Consider the following 18,578-nt stretch of genomic DNA (forward strand, 5'->3'; position numbering starts at 1 on the left):
AATTGTTTATGAATTTCAATGTCACAAATATCACAATAATTACTTAAGTGCCAATAAGTAAAGGTTAAAGCACCTAGCCCTCTAATTTCAAAGTTACCTCACCCCGGCTACGCCACCCCTCTCCTTACTAAGGAGAGGGGGTGGGGGTGAGGTTTTTCATGCTTGGCGGTGAAATTTTTTCATTGACACTGCCTTATTTCTTGAAAGCGCCCCTACTAAGTCATTCTTAGGTATAAAATTTTGAATCAATGTATTTCTTTTTGTATATATCCTATCCAGGGGGATGGGATAATAGATTAATAAGTAAGAAAAACAACAACCGAAATTTATTGAGGAATAAAATTGTGGTTGCCACACCAGAAAAATTAGAACATAACCATGAGCAATCATCAAATCAACAGCGAGTAGCTGTGTTGCTGATGGGCTATGGCGAAGTCGAAAGCTATGAAGATTTTGCTAACTATAACGAACAAGCATTACATTTACTAACAGCAAAATTTGCACCAGTACCAGCTTGGATTTATCCTCCCTTAGCTAGAATTTTGGCTTTATTTGATCGCCATGAGTGGGGTCACCAACACAATGATTTTATTTCTCCCCACAATGCTATTTTTGAAAAGCAGCGTGCTGGTATTGAGAAGAATTTACAGCAGAAGTGGGGCGATCACGTCCAAGTTTTCAAAGCCTTCAACTTCTGCGCCCCATTTCTTCCTCATCAGGTGCTAGCAGAAATCAAAAATCAAGGTTTTGATAAACTTTTAATTTACCCACTGTTGGTAGTTGATTCTATCTTCACCAGTGGGATTGCGATCGAGCAGGTCAATAAAGCTTTATCCCAGTTGACTGATGGTAGCAAACACTGGGTAAAAGGGCTACGCTACATTCCTTCTTTTTACAACGAAGCTGCCTACATTGACATGATGGTGCATCTAGTAGAAAAGAAAATAGCTAGTGATTTAGCTGCTGCCTATCTACCAGCAGAAATTGGTATTGTCTTGATGAATCACGGTTGTCCCCACAAAGCCAAAGGCTTCACCTCCGGAATTACCGAAAGTCAAGCACTCTACGACTTGATCCGGGATAAATTAATCAACCGCTATCCTTTGATTTCCATCGGTTGGTTAAATCACGATACACCACTGATTGAATGGACGCAGCCCAATGTTGAACAAGCAGCGAAAAACCTCATTCAGTTGGGCGCAAAAGCTGTGATGTTTATGCCTATTGGCTTTGCCACAGAAAACCACGAAACTCTCTTAGATGTACATCACATTATTCACGCGCTAGAGAAAAAACATTCTCAGATCAACTACGTGCAAATGCCTTGTGTTAATGACCACCCAGACTTCTTAGCAATGGCAGCACAATGGGCGAATCCTCACATTGCTGAGTTGTTGTCAGAAGAAGCAATGACAGTTAACCCACAACTAGCAGTAGCCCATCATCACCATCACCATCATTAAGTAAATTAAGAGGGGAAAAAGGGGGCTGACAGGTATAGGTTTGTGATTTTGAGTATGAATGAATACTCACCTTGTCAACTCCCTATTCTCCAGATCATGGCAAGTTCAGGGGTATTATTTTGATTTACCACAAAGCCCGTACGCCATTACCATTATTTCTTTGATTAGTTCCTGGTGTAGTTGTGTTTTGCACGGGTTGAGTAACGCCAGGGGTAGTTGTATCTGGTTGATTAACGCCAGGGGTGGTTGTATCTGGTTGAGTAACGCCAGGGGTGGTTGTATCTGGTTGATTAACGCCAGGGGTGGTTGTACCTGGTTGAGTAACGCCAGGGGTGGTTGTACCAGGAGAAGTATTGCTGTCTTGACCTACACCAGGGGTAGTTTGAGCAAGATTACCCTTATGGGAATACTCTTCAAAAATGGTAGGATTAGGATTGACTTGAGCTTTGGTTGGGAGACTAAAGAAAGCACTAACGCTAGCAATACTAACCAAAGTGGCAATGCTCTTGAAGAAATTATTAGAATTTTTTGTATTCATAGCTGAAAACTCCATGTGAGAAATTTGATCAACAAATCTGTCACTATCCTCAGTTTCAGAACTTGTGTCAGAGATAGCAACATCAACTAATCAATTAACTAATTTATTAATTGATTAATAATTATTTGTTAAATTTTGCATGAGATTAAATTTTTAAATGTCGACTGAGAGATAAGTTTTTAATGCAGAAATTGATTGCCAAAAAGTATTAGAGTCGAACATTTTTCATCAAGTCTAGGAATCGAAATTTTATTATTTCTCTATCTATAGTTTGATTTGGATTTTCCAATCAAAAGTTAATTTTTTATTGAAGTAATAACTAGTAATTTTCTCTAAGTTGATGCAAGAAAAAGATTGTAAAAATAGAAGGTAAAAATCATCAAAAAAATGACATAAAAAACGCCGAATTAATGGAATTAAGTAATTTATTTATTTTTGATACTGATAGTGAATATCAACTTGATTGTTCCTCAATTTTTTGGGCAAATAAGCAAATATTTCTATTGCCAGATGCTGTCGAGACTTGGAGTTGAACAACTTGATTAGAGGTGAATTTGAATCTACTACAAGTGTTTGTTGATCAAGGTAAAAACTGATTAAAACTTACCCAATGACTACTTTGAGAAAATTTTGGTTGATAGGGGTGGCGATCGCTCTCCTGACAAATGGGTGTGAAAGAGCAATAGTTAGTACAAAAATATGTGCTACTACTATTGGTGGATGTAAAGGATGACCAAATCACTCACGATAAAACAAATCTCTAAATAACTTCTTTGCTCATCCTCTCAATTCTCAAAGGAGGAGTTATGAACAAAAAATTACTTTTTCTAGCTTCAACTGTTGGCATAAGCATACTTATGGGTGCTTGTGAGCCTGCTACACAAACCCCAACAACTACAACACCTGCTGCTACTCCATCACCCGCAGATACTTCACCAGTAGGAGTTCCGCCAGCAACTCCAACGGTGACTCCAACTACCCCCTGATACCGTTTCACTACAAGTCTCATGCATTGGCGACAACAGAGACAAGGGAGGGGAGACAAGGGGGAGAACAGTTAATTTAAGTTAGTTGCTATTGCGGTAGCTAGACTCAATTCTTTTCATAGGGATCTATTTCACGCCAGTCATAACCCATGTAATTAGCCAGCCCAATTAAATAGGGATTCCACTTGCGGCGTAGAGAGATGTACAAAGATGCACCTGTCTCTAAATCTATTGCTGTCTCGATTCCCTCAGCTCTCAACTTTTCCACTGCGTAATAATATCGCTTTCGCCACACCTGCTCTTGCAACTCATTAATATGGAAATTTGAACGACTCTTAGGCAAAAAAAAGTTAGATAACTCAGTCACCAGTTGTAGACTTCCACCCCATAATTCTGCTATTGCTGTGGAATGTACTAGTGAACGATACTTTTCAGTGTTCAATGCACTTTTAATCAAAGTAGCTGTATCCATTGCTAAAAGCAGTATTCGTGGTAGAGCATAATAAGCTTGCCGAAAGCGGAAAAACAGTAACGCTGGGTAAGAATGCTGCGATTCAAGCAAATTAATTAAATCTCTTGCCATATTGGAAATATCTTGCTGCACACCACTGAGTTCGCCACTAGCTCCCAACCTGGCTAGTATTTCTGCTGCGTCTGCTGTACCAGCAGAGCGGTGGTGTAAGCTCAAAGCAAAGGTGTTGCGTCTGATGAGGGCGCTATAAATTGATAACAGATAAGTAATAGTTAAGGTAAAGATCGAAAAGCCAAGTGCTGCTTCTAATATCATCAGCAGTCGTTGAAAGTCTGTTTTTGGTGTCAAATCTCCTGTTCCAAGCGTCGTAAGTGAAAAGCCACTGTAGTAAAGCGCGCTAACAAAATTAGTATCAGTCCACCCATCATTGGATTGAATAGCCGAACCCAAATCAACCCAGACGATTAAAGCAAATCCACAGATTAGCAAGGATACCCATAATGTTACTGTTACGATGATTAGTCCAGGGCCACTATGGGAAAGTAATTTTTCGTCCTTGCAGGGAACAGTACGCACCAGCGATCGAAACAACCGCCACATTTTTTTGCCTAATGGCAGACTAACTAAGCTACTGCCAAGGCGAGGAAACAACACAGTTAGATAAATGTCTATAAGTGATACAATTACCAGCCCCGCACCAACTATCTGCACTAATAATCCCATTGCCAATTGCTATATAATTTACGACAACATTATTGTTTCTCTATTGCCTGTTACCTATTGCCTAACTCTATGAATGAATTTAATTTTGCCTAACTACTTAAAAAAGTTCCTAGAAGCATAATGACAACTATTACAACAATAATAGAAATGGCAATGTGAACTAAAATTAATGAAAATGAATCAGAAAATTAGAAGCTTATAGTATGAAAATATGTCAATATTCATTCCATAATATCAGTGATTTTTGCTGGTATTTTTTTCATGTTTGGGACAGTAATCAGTGCAATTGATTGCTTCTTCTGTTAAAACGATAGAAGGTTGCACTGCACACTTCAGATGATGGTTGTGGGAAAAATAATGACAGTTTCTACAGGGAACTTTATGTGAGGGTTGGACAGAGAAAAATAACTTATTATCTTGTGCAAGTCTCCTCATTCTGGACAAAAATACTAAAAATAATGCCCAAATTATTATGAAGCCGAAAGAACCTCCAGCAATAATAATTTTTGCATAGGGGAGATTTCCTCCATCAACTTGGCTATTATCTACTTTTACTTCACCTTGAAGAGTCTGATTTAAATTTGTTGCAGCTGCGAGATGTTTTATAAATTTTGCCTGAATATACATATAGAGAAGCCTTTGTGAAATTTATTTACCGCATTGTTGAATGACTTGCATAAAGCTGACAAATTCATAATGTCAAAATTTCTACTCTTTGGGTAGAGAGTGACGTTTCAATATTGATTACGAACAAGACCAATATTATAGATGTAGCAAACTTTATATAAGAATATATCTGTCAAGAGATTTGCTTATAGATAGTAGATTTATGCCAAAAGGAATAAGAATAAATTCTTGGGATTAAGTATGGACAATCATTGAAGAAGAGAACAGGAAATAGAAAATAGGGAACAGATTTTCCTATTTCCTGTACCTGATTCGGGAGTAAGAGACTCCCACTTCTATAAATGGCAAGTTTTGGTTGGGGTAATAGTTCCCCTTCCATTATCCTCGGTTGCTCGTTAAGAGTTCCCTTATTAATCACTGAGCGATCGCTTGATTAGCGGTATGCTTGGTTTGAATAGAAAAGTTGTGCTATGAGAAGTTTTTTGATGCATAGTCTAGTTTTAATATTAACTAGTTAGATTGGGGCATATCTATGATGATTTCTCAAAGAATTCTGTTGTTACTAATCACCGGAGTTAGTGCTGTATTTGGTATGACAGGAAGCACTTTAACAGGTGATTTTGAGGCAGATGCACAAGTCCCTACTCCTGTCAATAAACCTCAAGAAAAGCAAGCAGATGTGCCTTATGTGCCAACACCACAACGAGTAGTTAACACAATGCTGGAACTAGCAAAAGTCAACAGCAATGATGTCGTTTATGACTTGGGTAGTGGTGATGGGCGAATTCCTATTACTGCTGTAAAGAAATACAATGCTAGTCGTGCTGTAGGTGTGGAAATTAATCCTCGACTTGTGCAACAAAGCCGTAACAATGCTCAAAAAGCAGGAGTGAGCGATCGCGTTGAGTTTCGTCAGCAAGACTTATTTCAAACTAATTTAACAGATGCCACAGTAGTAACACTCTACTTACTACCAGATATCAATTTAAAACTACGACCCAAGCTGTTAAAGGAACTCAAACCAGGTACTCGCATTGTTTCCCACAGATTTAATATGGGCAAGTGGAAACCACAACAAGTGGTACAGGTAGAGAATAAAAACGTTTACTTGTGGATTGTGCCGGAAAATGTACCAGCTAACCTAGATGACTAATTCCCCTTTCTTTGAGAAAAGTATCAAACGTTAACCGATCTGGAAGCGAAGTTTGTGCGCCTAATTTAGTCGCTGCTATAGCACCTGCTGCTGCACCCCAAACTATCGCCTGACGTAAAGGAAGTCCTTGAGAAAGTGCAGCAGCTAAACCACCATTAAATGCATCTCCAGCTGCAACCGTATCCACCGCTTTGACGGTAAATGCAGGTACAAAAAAGGTTTCAGCAGATGTAGCACCAACTACACCTTGTGCGCCTAATTTCATGATCGCATTTTTCACACCCCTATTTAGCAAAGCTTCGGCTGCTTTTTTTGCTGACTCTTGTCCATCGACAGGAAAACCTACTAATTGCCCTGCTTCTACTTCATTGGGAGTGATGATATCTACCAAGGGGTAAAGTTCATTTGGTAAATTAGACTGGGCAGGTGCAGGATCAAGAATTACCTTTACTCCTGCTGTTGTTGCTGCTTGTGCTGCTGCAACTACCGTAAATATGGGAATTTCTAATTGTAAAAGAAGTGCAGAACTTTCTGGCAATAGACGCGACATTCTGGTTACATCTTCTTGATTAACGCATCCATTTGCACCCGGAATGACAACTATTTGATTTTGACCTGCATCGTCGATGATAATGATCGCAACACCAGAACTGACAGTTTCGTCTACCAATACATTTTCAGTTTGCACACCAGCAGCCTGCAAACTACTAATTAGCTCTGCACTAAAACTTTGTGCGCCCACACGTCCTACCATTTGTGTAGGAATTCCCAGTCGTGCTAATGCAACTGCTTGATTTGCACCTTTACCCCCAGGGACTTTCAAAAAATCATGTCCTAACAATGTTTCTCCTGGAAGTGGTAAACGAGGTGCAGTTGCAACCAAATCTAGATTGATACTACCGAAGACGATAACTGTCATATCAAGTTCGGCTATTGCTTACGATATAATGCTTCGTTATTAGGCGTTGGGCATTGGGCATGGGAAATTATCAGTATCTTACATTACCAATTACCAATTACCCATTACCTACTAGATATAGCTTATTTTTAATTGGAAATTGGCACATTTTTAAATGCAGCTGTGTCTGGCACAAAGATATCTAGGGTATTGACACCTTGGGGAATTCTCAACCAAACATAGGCATCAGCCGAAGCATTGGGACGCAGTGAAAATATAGAAACAGAACCAGTAGAACGGTCGAAGCTAATAGGTTTATAAGTTTCACTCGTTTCAGGATTGCGGGCTGTGGTGTTGGACACCCCTATAAATTCAGCAGGACTTACCCTGTCCGCAGCTAGCCTCCGGATACGCATTTGCACATTCACGACATCACGGTTTCCAGTTTCTGGATCTTTAATCCGTTTAACTGAAAGTAACTCTACTTCAGCTTTTTTGCCAAAGGCAGGCTGGACAAATTGACCAGGTTGGATTGTTTCACTGGAAGTAGTTGCTGATTGTGCTGTTACCTCGGGAGATGAGAATACTTCAGGTGCTGGTGTAGATGTTTGGTTTGTATTGGCAGCAGGAGTATTATTGATTTGGCTAGGAGCGATCGCACTACTACTAATTTTTGTATTTAAAGCATCCAGTGTTCTTTGTAGTGTGAGAACTTGGTAAATTGCATAGCCACCGCACACCAAAGCCAAGGTAGAAAGTAGCACTGCCATACTAGACAGAAATGTACTCACACCGTTACCTCTATTTCCTGTTGCCGCTTGTGTTGGTTGATTAGATTGTTGATTTTGGTATGCCATAAATCAAATCTTAAGTTGATTGCTTGTATATTTATCATGTAAGTAACACATGTAAACTAAATCATTCCTGATACTTAACCACTACTGTCTAAGGAAAGAAGTTAACACTACGGTATAAAGATTATCCGTCAAAAATGGTATATTGCTGAAACTAAAGGTAGATATTAAGTAAAAAATTTATTTTTTGTTTTGTTTATAGTAGTTTTTAATACTAATTTTTAAGTACAAAGCTGATCTAAAAAAAATATACATCGCACTATTTATATTTCTGAAATATTTCTCATGTGCAAGTATGCGATCGCTTTGTTGCATGTACTTTTCTAAGATAATTTCATTACTACACAAGTAATTATGAGCGATCTAATCTTTACGCCCGCCTATCAGCTTGCTCAGATGATTCGCGATCGCGTTGTTTCATCCCTGGAAGTGGTGGATGCTCATTTAGGGCAAATCGCTAAACACAACTCTAAACTCAATGCTATCTGTACTTTAGATGAAGACCACGCTCGGCAAAGGGCCAAACTTGCCGATGAGGCTTTAGCACGAGGTGAAAACTGGGGTATTTTGCATGGTGTGCCAATTACGATTAAAGACATTTTTGAAACAGCAGGACTACGTACCACCGCAGGCTATATTCCCCTGAAAGACTATGTACCTCAACAAGATGCAACCGTTGTTACAAGGCTGCGGACAGCAGGATCTGTCATCCTGGGCAAAACAAATATGGCTGAATTAGCCGGCGATTACCAAAGCACGAATTCCCTCTTCCCACGGGTGAATAATCCTTGGAATCTGGACTATACTCCTGGCGGTAGTTCCGGGGGGAGTGCCGCAGCTGTTGCAGCAGGACTATCACCTTTAGACTTAGGCAACGATATTGCCGGTTCAGTGCGTCAACCTGCTCACTTCTGTGGTGTGTATGGTTTGAAGCCTACAGATCGCCGCATCTCTACAGCAGGACAAATCCCTGAAGTGCCTGGAATGCCGTTATGTATTCGGCAAATGATCACAGTGGGTTGTTTTGCGCGATCGCTCGAAGATATCCGGCTATGCTTTTCGTTAATTGCAGGCGCTGATCTTCGGCGTCCTGATGTCCCGCCTGTATCCCTCGATATCCCCTCTGGCAAGCCTTTACAGAATCTCAAAATTGCTTGGATTGATGAATGGGCAGAAGTTCCCGTTGCTAGCGAAATTCGAGCCGCGATGGCTGCGATCGCACAAACTCTTTCTCAAGCTGGTGTGCAAATCGAACGCTGGCATCCCAAAGGTTTTGATCTTGCAAAAATACTGAATCTCTACGGACGGATGGCGGCTTACCTCAACATCTATGCTCAACCGATAGATAAATATAACTTGCGTCGCACTTTACAACAAATATTCCGCACTGCAACCCAAGGCGACAAATCACTAAGAAAATTGGGGGATTTTAGCCGCCTACTGCCTGAGTTGTTAAATCCCAGCCTAAAAGGATATTTTGAAACATTAACAGAACGCGATCGCTTTATCACCCAAATGGATGAAGCATTAGAACCGTGGGATGTCTGGCTGACTCCAGTTGCTGCAACTTCTGCCTTTACCCATCGTCCCGCTTGGAGTGCTGTTGAGATTGATGGTAAAGCCTATCCCCATGCGGTAGCAAACGGGGCTTACACCATGCCCTTTAATCTGAGTGGACATCCTGCTGTAGTAATTCCGATTGAACAAACTAAAAACGGTTTACCAATTGGAATGCAAATTGTCGGTAAGCGCTGGCGAGAAATGGAATTATTAGCGATCGCCCAGGAAATTAACCAAGTGGTTGGTGATTTCCACCGCCCAGCTGGTTATTGAACAGTATCTTTCAACTTTTCAACTGTTCTTTGTAATGTCTCAACAATTCCGTGCATCTCGATAGGATCGAGCATTCGCAACAAGTTACTTTGAGTAACTAATCCTAGTCCTCTACCACTATCCCAAGATACAACTAATCTTCGCACTCGTCGCCTTTGCATTTCTAGATGAGCAGTCCATAAAGAATCTTCTGGATTGAGTAAAAATAGTGGTGTACTCATCACAGTCTCCGCCCGCACTTGTGCTAAATTGAGTTGCATTGCCTGAAATTGAATAATATCTCGCTCAGTGACAATTCCTATGGGTTTGTGAATAAAGCATCCTAAATTTAATTGGGGTTCTTCCTCGCTGATTACTACACAACTAACTCGATACTCTGCCATGACTTGAGCTAAACTTAACACCGAAGCTGTCTTAGGAGTACGGATAACTTGAGTAGTCATCACATCTGCCACACGTATAACTTTAAGCAGATGAGCTGGTGTTAAGATACTACGAATACTCTCAGGTGAGACTACGCCAATGATTTCTCCATTAGCACCTAAAATTGGTAAGTGACGAATTCGATATCGCCGAAACAGAAATAGCGCTCCAAAAATATCAGAAAACTCAGCCTGTGATAGAGTAATCACTGGCTTCGTCATGACTTCAGCAATTGTTACCTCTTGAAAGTTAACACCACCAGCTGTTAGTCGAACAATGTCCCTCTCTGTCAATATTCCTACTAATTCTTTTGCCTGCACCACTAAAACACAGCTGGAGTATCTTTGATTTTTGCTGAAGTAGACTGATGATGAGTCTACAGAAGATTTACTGTGAGATGTCGATTGGTTCATTAAAACAATGACATCTACCAGTAAAGTTTCAGGTGCGACAATCAGGGGATTTTGGTCAATTGCCGCCTCAGTTGCTGGTTCACTAAGCAGGAGGTCATTAAATTGCATGTTTATTCAAGCTAGGGAACACTATCTCAAATTTACTAAATATTTGAGAAAGCCCTTTAATGTTTTACATGGTGTTTTGTATCAATTATGTTACATTTTGTTTCAGTGAAGTAAGGCAAAAGACAGGAGACAGAAGGCAGAAGAATAATATAATTCAACATTTGATACTTCATCCTTCATCCTACTCTACGAGAAGCCTATGAGTGCGTCTACATCCTTCATCCTTTAGCCTTCATTTTATGCCTACTACTGATTGGACTCGTCATCACGTTCTGTCTTTAGCTGATTTCACCTCAGCTGAATACGACACTGTACTGCAAACCGCCGCTAGTTTTCAGGAGGTACTATCAAGGCGAACCAAGAAAGTGCCTACTTTGCAGGGACAGGTGGTAGCAAATTTATTTTTTGAGCCTTCAACTCGCACCCGTAGCAGTTTTGAACTTGCTGCTAAACGTCTTTCGGCAGATACGCTTAACTTTGCCTCAGCATCTTCTTCCATGACTAAAGGAGAGACTATCCTAGATACAGCCAAGACTTATTTGGCGATGGGAACTGATATTATGGTGATTCGCCATAAAGAGGCAGGAGTACCAAATGCGATCGCCCAGGAAATGGATCGTTTAGGTGTACGAGTTAGCGTCCTCAACGCTGGTGATGGTCAACACGAACATCCCTCCCAAGGTCTTTTAGATTTATTTACAATCTGTACTCTGCTTGATCCAGACTACCCCCGTCTCGAACTTCTCAAGGATAAAAAGATTGCTATTGTTGGGGATATTCTTCATTCCCGTGTAGCGCGATCGAATATCTGGAGTATCACCGCTAGTGGCGCACAATTGCATTTGGCAGCACCACCGACTTTATTACCAAAATTCTTTGCAGATTTCGGCAAAGACAGACCAGGTAAGCTTTTTGTACACTGGCAATTAGAACCAGCTCTCAAAGATGCTGATTTTGTGATGACACTGCGGTTGCAAAAGGAACGCATGACTGCACATTTATTGCCTTCTTTGCGGGAATATCATCAAATGTTTGGGATCACACGCTCAAAACTACAGTTGTGCAAACCCAATGTCAAAGTTTTGCACCCAGGGCCAGTAAACCGTGGTGTCGAAATTAGCTCCGACTTAATGGATGATCCGGAATTTAGTCTGATTCAGACTCAAGTTACAAGCGGCGTTGCCGTGCGTATGGCTTTGTTATATTTGATTGGCACTACTAGGGCTTGACCAATCATTATGAACACAGTACAAGCCTACAGATGTATTTTTAGGGTTAATCCAAAATCCAAAATCCAAAATCAGATGACGGAGGTTTTACGCTTTATGACTCGCAAAGTAGTACCCATAACACCTACTGTTAATAAACCCAGTATGGGAGTGGCTTCGGGAATAGAGGTTGGAGGGTCAGACTCTGGATCAGCGCGGAAAATGCCGCCAGTGCCATCAGCAAGTATTGCATAGAAAACTATCTGATTGCTGTTATTTAATCCCTTATTAGAAAAATAAATATTTGTTACTGTCGAGCCTAACAAAATATCACCTGCGGCAATTACCTTATCATTCGCCGGATCTGATCCAGTAAAAATACCCAAGCCACCGTCTTTAAGTACACCTTTGAATGCTACGGTTCCGACATCGTTGATTGCAGGATTCTCGAAAAAGCTAAAAGCATTGCTGTTGTCAGCGATAGTGGTTATTGTTCCATTATTAACTGTAAATATACCTTCACCGCCTTCCTTGAAGACTCCCTTAAATGCCACAGTTCCTGGATTGTTGATAGCGGGAGGAAAAACAAAACTAAACTTACCAGTGGTATCAGCAATAGGGATGGTTACTCCATCTGAAGTAATTGTGAAAATGCCACGTTCTCCTGTATCTAACCTAGCTGAAAAGGCAATGGTATTTGCGTCATTAATCGCATACCCATCAAAGTCACTGAAAGAATCATTGGTATCGACAACAGAAGTTGTTGAGCCATCAATACTGAGGAAGATGGCAGAACCATTTTCTACCTGAGACGAATATGCAACAGCAGATTTGTTATTGATTACAGGAAGACCAAACACACTTCGAGGCAGACTGCTCTCGGCTATGGTGGTTGTTACTCCATTGCTAACAGTAAAAATGCCACTACCTATAGTATCAAGGTTCGCATAAAAAGCTACAGTACCTAGATCGTTAATTACAGGTTTATCCTCAAACAAGCTAAACGACCCATTAGTGTCGGTGATGGTGGAGGTTGTCTCACCATTACTAATAAAGATGCCACTGCCCACCGCATCTGATTTTGCAGAGAAAACCACAGTGCCATCATTATTGATCGTAGGGTTGAATCCAAATGTAGTAAATGCATCGTTGGTGTCAGCAATTTTAGTGAAAGTGAAGGCACAAGCTTCACCTATAGCTAGCAAGCTCATAGAAACACTAATTGCCGTTGCCGCTAAAAATTGTTTGATTGCAGCCATCGTTTATGTTGTTTTCAATATACTTAGTAAAATTATTGCTAGCTCTCATATTAATGATACTGGTATAAAATATCAGGAAATTACAAATTAATTAATAATCCAACCGCTTTCTTCCGTGTTATTACTTCCCAAACGGGGTAACAGCCAAAACTGCTTCACCAACCCTATAACCATTAATACCTAAATGCTGTAGGGGATGAAAAATGAACCGTCCTCCAGGTTCGCCATCTGTGAAAGTCGGTAATCGGTAATCGGAAAAACCAATTACCAATTACCCATTACCAGCCTCAGCGACAATACACAGCAAATTTCATCTGAGTGAGGTAGAGAAGAATGCCACCCGCACTACGCGTACCCTAAGCGCAAGCTTACGGTATATACATAAGTCTGAAATAGCTGAATGAATCCGAGTTTTACCCCACCCTAACCCTCCCCTTATAAAGGGGAGGGGACTAGATTTGTTGTTCCCCCCGGTCTTCGGGGGATTATGGGGATAAATCCAACTTTTGTGTACACGCAGTCCCGCAAGCGCTTAGGGTTAGGGAGGGGTGTACTCAATCTATATGCAAAGCACTGTAAGTATTCCAGCGATTTAAAAATAGGGATATAAACTTATAAAGTCAGTAGTTGGATCGATTGTAGAACCTCTATCTAAGATTCTGTCATTAGATAAGTCAACATCAAGAAATTTGTTGACCTTTTCGCCTCCTAAACTATGAGCAATTTTATTAAAAGCAACTACAGCAGGTGATTTGTTTTTTCCTAATACTAAAGGATCACCATGATTGGTAGAAACGATCACACGTTCATCTTCACAAATCGATCCGATGAGTGGAATTGCCAGAAGTTCTTGGACATCTTCTGGTGACATCATATCTAAATCACGCACCATCCCGGGTCTAACACGGTTAATAATTAACTGAATGGGCTTAATCTTTTGTGCTTCTAGTAAGGTAATTACACGGTTAGCATCACGTACTGAGGAAATTTCTGGTGTAGTCACAACTAACGCTTCTGTAGCAGCTGCGATCGCATTTTGAAACCCTGTATCAATACCTGCTGGACTATCTATGAGTACATATTGATACTTCTGTGCCAAGTCGTTCAATAATGATTTGATTTGTTCTGGAGTGACTGATTCTTTGCTGCGTTTTTTGCCTGCTGGTAAAAGTGCTAAACCTGGCTGGCGTTTATCTTTGATCAAAGCTTGTTCTAAGCGACACTCCCGGGTCAGAACATCAAATAATGAGTATATTACTCGTTTTTCTAGCCCCAGCAGCAAATCCAAATTTCTCAATTCAAAATCAGCATCAACTAATGCTACCTGATAACCCATCTTGGCTAAAGCTATGCCCAAGTTGGCTGTAATGGTGGTTTTACCCACACCGCCTTTGCCGGAAGTAATGACAATAATCCGAGTCATGATAGAAAAGCTCTATTTAGGACATAGGGCTAGCACCCCGTTAATCATCTCTACCAAAAACTTAAACATTAACCGGAGCAAAATTATCACTTGTAAAAGTTTGTAAGGAAGAATTACTGACGTGTAATTACTTATAAGATTGTGTTAAACAAAGAAAATTTTTGTATTAAATTTATTTTTCTGTAATTTTGACAACATTTGAACTTTATCAATGGTTAAAAGCGAGATTTAGTACTAAGGGTATCTTACACACCTACTTGCTGGATGCGATCGCATCCAGCAAGTATTTCACTTGTAATACTAAGTGTCACCTTCACACAAAGCCGCCATTTTTGACATTCATCCAGTATTTAAATTTAGTAAGTTGACACAGTTATTACTTTTATACTACAATGTAATACACAGAGGATACAGAGCAGCGATCGCAAAGTAAAACAACTTGACTTAGATGCGAGTCTCAATTACACAAATGAACGTATTGGTAAGAAATTGCTGATGATTGTGCGAGAAGCAACCCATAGTGACGTAGCTGCAATTGCACGAGTTCATGTAGATACTTGGCGAACCACTTATCAAGGGATTGTTCCGCATGAGTTTCTCACAAATCTATCCTACGAGAAGCGGGAAAATGGTTGGCATCAAGTCTTGAACAACGCTCCAAAAGATGGCAACTTTACTTACGTTGCAGAGGATGAATCAGGTCAAATCGTTGGTTTTGCAAATGGTGGAGTAGAACGCGCAGGCGATCCAGTTTATCAGGGTGAGTTGAGGGCAATTTATATTCTCAAGAGCCATCAAAAAAAAGGGATTGGGCGTGAACTAGTTTGGACAGTAACACAAAGGTTAGGTCAGATGAAGATTGATTCCATGCTGGTGTGGATATTAGCAGACAATCCTGCGTGTCAGTTTTATCAAACGCTTGGAGGACAAAGAGTACATGAAAAAGAGATTGAAAGGGGAGGAACTAAGCTGATCGAGATTGCCTATGGCTGGATTGATATATCAAATCTGCAACGTAGTAGCACAACTTAACAACTCTCGCCTGACTACCAATCCAACTTTATTTTTAGTAACTAGGAAAAATTATCTCAAATTCACCGCTTGCGTGTCCTGACAGTTCAGAGCTTACATACATAGTACGAGAGGAAATGTACCGTTACTCAAAAGCGGCGGGTGCGTAGACGCAGGAAATTACTGAGAATCTGGGAGGTTGGCTTAAAAGTAGCTATCCTTAAAAGAGTGTGTCATAACTCACCAGTGGAGTTTTTTCTATGCGATAGACGCTTGCGCTGACGACTTACACGCAAGTGTTTTATTTTACTTAAAAAGTATAATTTATATGTCTACATTTTTAAGGATCACTCCATTAAATTAGTAAATAACTGATAACTGATAAAATATGGAATTTGATTATTTCAGACACAATGAAGGTTCTCCTGTTAATAACAACCGTCAAAGTTTATTGGCTAGTGGTTGGCGGCCTTTCCATCGGGAATTCGATTGGGGATTTTTAGGTCAACTGATGTTGCATGATACACAGGAGTTAACTCAAAAAAGTCTGAATTTAGCAAGTAGCATTGCGGAAACTTTGGGACGTAATAACTATGCTTGGTGGGCAAATTTATTAAATATTGTTTCAGAAAATACGCGCTACGAAGTTGAGAAATTTTGGAATTATATCACACCAGATCCACTGACACCTGATTATCGTTATAAGGATGTTTTAAATACAGATACACCCATTACGCAATTTGTTAGTCGTAACAGTATTCCTATCGATTATGTCCTTAATCGACTACAAGAAATTACTGTGATGCGGGTTTTAAAAATATTAGGACGCCCTGATGTAATCACTCAATATTATTTAGAAAGGAATTTTTATTTCCCCGTTGAAAAATTTGTAAATTGGGAACGGCTAGATGTAATCAATACTGTTTATGCATATTGGTCAAAAGATGATTTATGGTTACAAATTGATCCCTATGATCGGGGACGACGGCATTATAGTTTAATGGCAAAAAACTTATCTCCATTAATTAACAAAGCGACTTATGATTTAGCAATCATGTTAAGTGGATATCAAAGCCGTGTAGGTAAGGTGCAGAGTCAATTTATGATTCGCAGTTTTCCAGAAGATATTCAACACTTTACCGATATAGTTCAACAGGCAATTCTAAATCAAAATCAATTAGCAGTTTTAGTACATGGTAAACCAGGAACAGGTAAAACTGCGTGGACACAAGCAGTAGCAAAAGAAATTTTGGTATCGCTTGGGTTTGTGATTTTTATTTTGGATCATGATGCGATCACTAACTTTGTACCACCTAATTATTTAGAGCGAATCTGTATTATTATTAATGAGGCAGACAATTTAGCTCAAGACCGTGCTAGCGAAGTCGCACAGCATAGCAATAAGACTGAACATATTTTAAGCTTGCTAGATGGCACTTTGTACCAAAGTGTTGTTGAGGATTCTGGTATGCAAATGCAACAAAGGTTGGTAGTACTGATGACTTGCAACACCACAGAAAGACTAGACCCCGCTATGTTGCGTAAAGGTAGGGTAGATTTGATGTATGAATTTACTCATTTATTTATTTAAATTGGAGAATGCGTAAAATCAAATCTTGTGGTGTACTTGTAATGCGATCGCAACCACAAATGAGTTTTTTACTCCTGTTAAAACCTAACCGTTATGACTTACCAAAAGGTCATATAGAAACAGGTGAAGATGAAATCAGTTGTGCTTTACGCGAATTATTTGAAGAAACTGGAATTGGAATTAATGATATTGATTTAGATCATAAATTCCAGTTTAATGTCACTTATCTAGTCAAATTGAAGCGGACTCAAAACAAAAAAGCAGAGAAAAAAGTTGTCATATTTTTAGCATGGTTAAAGAATGAAGTTTTGATTAAAACCAGTGAACATAGTGGCTATATGTGGGTAGAATGGAAACCGCCACATACGATTCAGCGAAAAACGATTGATCCTTTGTTGCAGGAGTTAGAAAAATATCTGTTGAAGCTGTGAAATTTTCGGGAATTGAATTTTAAAAAGTTGTAGTAGTTATTCAGAAAAATCCTTTTTGAACATTAATAAAATAATTTATTGACTTACAGAATATTATAAAAAAATGAACTGCAAAGGACGCATTAGACGTGCAAGCGGCTACTTTCAGAGGCACTTAGGCTGCGTAATAACGCGATCACTGATTATGTCAGTCAGGAATTGGCAGTGCTATATCTCAATAAGGCAATGTTAGAAGGTAGTGACCTAGCTTTGATAGTGTTGTTTCACAAGTTACTGCTTTGCGAGAACAAATGGAAAGTGCAAAATTAGGAGAGTCTCATGAAACTCCAACGGTTTGAAAATGCAAAACAATTTTATGAGAGGGTGAAAGACTATTTACTCAATCACGAAGCAATGCATAACTTGCTGCTAGGAATAGCTAATACCTTGATTCATCATCCACAACGATATCAATCCCAACCCTACTTAGCAATAGTAGAAATAGACAGAGATATCGTTGCAGTGGCGATGAGAACACCACCATATGATTTGGTGTTATCGCAAAGCAAAAATTTAGATGCAATCAAAGCGATCGCTCAAGACTTATATTTAGTTTCAGGATCAATATCAGCAGTTAATGCCCCCACCCTTGAGTCCGAAGCTTTTACACAAGCATGGTGTTCCCTTACAGGTCAATCCTATCAATTGAAAATGACCATGCGTGCTTTTCAATTAGAACAAGTCCACCATATTTCTCAAGCGCCAGGATATTTGCGATTAGCAACTGATAGTGATCAAAAACTTTTGAAACACTGGTTTGAAGCTTTTTGTCTAGAAGCCGTTGGCAAAGTTGAATCTGATCCCCAAGCTTGGATTAATCATCATTTGCAACAGCAAGCAGTTTACCTTTGGCAAGATGAGGTAACAGTTTCAATGGTTAGTCGTGGTCAACTCACACCTCATGGTGTGCGGATCAATTTGGTGTATACACCACCAGAATATCGTGGCAAAGGCTATGCTAGTGCTTGCTTGGCAGGGTTAAGTCAAAAATTACTTGATCAAGGACATAAATACTGTTTTTTGTTTACCGATTTAGCAAATCCAACCACTAATCATATCTATCAATTAATAGGTTATCGACCTGTAGGTGATTGGCATAATTATTGTTTCATATCGTAGGAAATT

The 18,578-nt window shown here is 39.8% G+C and carries 17 protein-coding genes and 1 other annotated feature; of the genes, 8 read left to right on the forward strand and 9 right to left on the reverse strand.

Annotation, left to right across the window (positions count from 1 at the left end; translation table 11 throughout):
* Positions 1-344: 344 nt before the first annotated feature.
* The gene (locus RS893_RS23750) at positions 345-1,463 is read left to right on the forward strand and encodes a ferrochelatase (RefSeq protein ID WP_315788144.1); all 1,119 of its coding nucleotides are present in this window, start codon (positions 345-347) and stop codon (positions 1,461-1,463) included.
* Positions 1,464-1,587: 124 nt separating this feature from the next.
* Here the strand turns inward: RS893_RS23750 and RS893_RS23755 are convergent, their stop codons facing one another.
* The 4 genes from RS893_RS23755 to RS893_RS23770 form a co-directional block, all read right to left on the reverse strand.
* Positions 1,588-2,001: a hypothetical protein gene (locus RS893_RS23755; protein WP_315788145.1), complete on the reverse strand. Its 414-nt coding sequence runs from the start codon at positions 1,999-2,001 to the stop codon at positions 1,588-1,590.
* Between the two features lie 760 nt (positions 2,002-2,761).
* Positions 2,762-2,998: a hypothetical protein gene (locus tag RS893_RS23760; protein ID WP_315788146.1), complete on the reverse strand. Its 237-nt coding sequence runs from the start codon at positions 2,996-2,998 to the stop codon at positions 2,762-2,764.
* Positions 2,999-3,093: 95 nt separating this feature from the next.
* A complete protein-coding gene (locus RS893_RS23765) occupies positions 3,094-4,182 on the reverse strand; it encodes a potassium channel family protein (RefSeq protein WP_315788147.1) in 1,089 nt (362 codons plus the stop codon).
* Positions 4,183-4,416: 234 nt separating this feature from the next.
* Complete coding sequence (locus tag RS893_RS23770; RefSeq protein WP_315788148.1) at positions 4,417-4,809, reverse strand: hypothetical protein; 393 nt, start codon at positions 4,807-4,809, stop codon at positions 4,417-4,419.
* A 535-nt stretch (positions 4,810-5,344) separates the two neighbouring features.
* On the opposite strand from RS893_RS23770, the gene RS893_RS23775 reads away from it, so the two are divergent.
* Entirely contained in the window at positions 5,345-5,962 is a 618-nt protein-coding gene (locus tag RS893_RS23775) for a methyltransferase domain-containing protein (protein WP_315792085.1), read from the forward strand.
* Here RS893_RS23775 and rbsK read toward each other — a convergent pair.
* Together rbsK and RS893_RS23785 are read right to left on the reverse strand one after the other, a co-directional pair.
* A complete protein-coding gene (gene rbsK / locus RS893_RS23780) occupies positions 5,946-6,881 on the reverse strand; it encodes a ribokinase (protein WP_315788149.1) in 936 nt (311 codons plus the stop codon). The genes RS893_RS23775 and rbsK overlap by 17 nt on opposite strands.
* Positions 6,882-7,009: 128 nt before the next feature.
* Complete coding sequence (locus RS893_RS23785) at positions 7,010-7,651, reverse strand: hypothetical protein (protein WP_396336473.1); 642 nt, start codon at positions 7,649-7,651, stop codon at positions 7,010-7,012.
* 417 nt (positions 7,652-8,068) lie between these two features.
* On the opposite strand from RS893_RS23785, the gene RS893_RS23790 reads away from it, so the two are divergent.
* Entirely contained in the window at positions 8,069-9,547 is a 1,479-nt protein-coding gene (locus RS893_RS23790) for an amidase (RefSeq protein ID WP_315788151.1), read from the forward strand.
* On the opposite strand, the gene RS893_RS23795 is transcribed toward RS893_RS23790, so the two are convergent.
* Positions 9,541-10,491 (reverse strand): CBS domain-containing protein, encoded by a 951-nt coding sequence (locus tag RS893_RS23795; protein WP_315788152.1) that lies wholly within the window; start codon positions 10,489-10,491, stop codon positions 9,541-9,543. The two genes, RS893_RS23790 and RS893_RS23795, sit on opposite strands and share 7 nt — an antisense overlap.
* 239 nt (positions 10,492-10,730) lie before the next feature.
* Between RS893_RS23795 and RS893_RS23800 the strand changes: the two genes are divergently transcribed.
* A complete protein-coding gene (locus RS893_RS23800; RefSeq protein ID WP_315788153.1) occupies positions 10,731-11,720 on the forward strand; it encodes an aspartate carbamoyltransferase catalytic subunit in 990 nt (329 codons plus the stop codon).
* 71 nt (positions 11,721-11,791) lie between these two features.
* Here the strand turns inward: RS893_RS23800 and RS893_RS23805 are convergent, their stop codons facing one another.
* Together RS893_RS23805 and minD are read right to left on the reverse strand one after the other, a co-directional pair.
* A complete protein-coding gene (locus RS893_RS23805; protein ID WP_315788154.1) occupies positions 11,792-12,958 on the reverse strand; it encodes a DUF7453 family protein in 1,167 nt (388 codons plus the stop codon).
* A gap of 592 nt (positions 12,959-13,550) precedes the next feature.
* The gene (minD, locus tag RS893_RS23810) at positions 13,551-14,381 is read right to left on the reverse strand and encodes a septum site-determining protein MinD (RefSeq protein WP_315788155.1); all 831 of its coding nucleotides are present in this window, start codon (positions 14,379-14,381) and stop codon (positions 13,551-13,553) included.
* Positions 14,382-14,876: 495 nt separating this feature from the next.
* Between minD and RS893_RS23815 the strand changes: the two genes are divergently transcribed.
* From RS893_RS23815 to RS893_RS23830, 4 genes are all read left to right on the forward strand, one after another.
* Entirely contained in the window at positions 14,877-15,413 is a 537-nt protein-coding gene (locus RS893_RS23815) for a GNAT family N-acetyltransferase (RefSeq protein ID WP_315788156.1), read from the forward strand.
* A gap of 155 nt (positions 15,414-15,568) precedes the next feature.
* Positions 15,569-15,651 (forward strand) — a sequence feature (23S ribosomal RNA rRNA prediction is too short).
* A gap of 129 nt (positions 15,652-15,780) precedes the next feature.
* Entirely contained in the window at positions 15,781-16,983 is a 1,203-nt protein-coding gene (locus tag RS893_RS23820; RefSeq protein WP_315788157.1) for an AAA family ATPase, read from the forward strand.
* An 8-nt stretch (positions 16,984-16,991) separates the two neighbouring features.
* A complete protein-coding gene (locus RS893_RS23825; protein ID WP_315788158.1) occupies positions 16,992-17,414 on the forward strand; it encodes a bis(5'-nucleosyl)-tetraphosphatase in 423 nt (140 codons plus the stop codon).
* Positions 17,415-17,732: 318 nt separating this feature from the next.
* A complete protein-coding gene (locus tag RS893_RS23830; RefSeq protein WP_315788159.1) occupies positions 17,733-18,572 on the forward strand; it encodes a GNAT family N-acetyltransferase in 840 nt (279 codons plus the stop codon).
* Positions 18,573-18,578: the final 6 nt, after the last annotated feature.

This window comes from Fischerella sp. JS2 (assembly GCF_032393985.1).
Lineage (GTDB): Bacteria > Cyanobacteriota > Cyanobacteriia > Cyanobacteriales > Nostocaceae > Fischerella.